A 956-nucleotide genomic window follows, 5' to 3' on the forward strand; every position below is an offset into this window, starting at 1 on the left:
TACCCTGAAGGGCGGCACCGTATCCGGTGACGTGTATGCCGGCTATTCTACAGAAGGTTCCGTAGACGGCAATACCATCAACCTGTACAGCACGGACGTGTCCGGCGCCAGCCTTTACGGGGGCGGTGGCACGGGCTCCGAATTTACCAATAATACGCTAAACGTCTATACCCTGGGCAACAGTGTGGCGAATATCGGCAATTTCCAGAATATCAATTTCTACGTTCCTGATGAGGCCAAGAATACAGAAAATGCCACTATGCTTACCGTCACAGGGTCGGCGGACATCACCAATACGGCCATTAAAGCTGGCATTGCAGACCTGACAGGCTACACGGACGGCACGGTGATTACACTGTTGACGGACGACCAGGGCCTGACGGGTCTCAAGTCGGCTGCCGTAGGCACTCTCACGGACAGCGGCTTTGCCCAGACGGGCTATTATCTCACCAAGAGCAAGGACGGGAAGTCTATTGCTCTTACCATTGGCACAAAGCCCACGGATTATGTGTCCATCGTGACCAATGGCCTCACGTCGACCTATCCGGACTACGATACAAAGTATCTTGCTAATACCAAGGGAAACAAGGTTACGATTACGGGCAGTACCTTTGCAACGAATCTCTATGGTGCCTATGCCAGTGGAGTCGAGACCTCAGATAATACGGTCGCTGTCTCTGCGGGTACGGTAAATGCATCCATCTACGGCGCCTTTGGCGGCAGCAGCGGTATGAATAACACGGTTACCGTCGGTGCAGCAGACACAGACGGCCCGACCATTACAGGGAATCTCTACGCCTATGACGGTACAGGTATCACCAGCGGCAACACGGTCACTGTAAATAGCGGCTCTGTGGGCGGCACGGTCTACGGCGGCCGCGCTGATGCGGTCACGTACAATATAGTTACCGTAAACGGCGGTACCATTGACCAGGGAATCTACGGCGGCTATGCCA

Annotated in this window: 1 pseudogene; it reads left to right on the plus strand. The window is 54.3% G+C overall.

Annotated features, from left to right (window positions below):
- A pseudogene (locus tag DW089_RS09505) lies at nt 1–956 on the plus strand (hypothetical protein); the annotation flags it as partial.

The sequence above is a fragment of the Acidaminococcus sp. AM05-11 genome (assembly GCF_003472805.1).
Classification (GTDB): Bacteria; Bacillota; Negativicutes; order Acidaminococcales; family Acidaminococcaceae; genus Acidaminococcus; species Acidaminococcus hominis.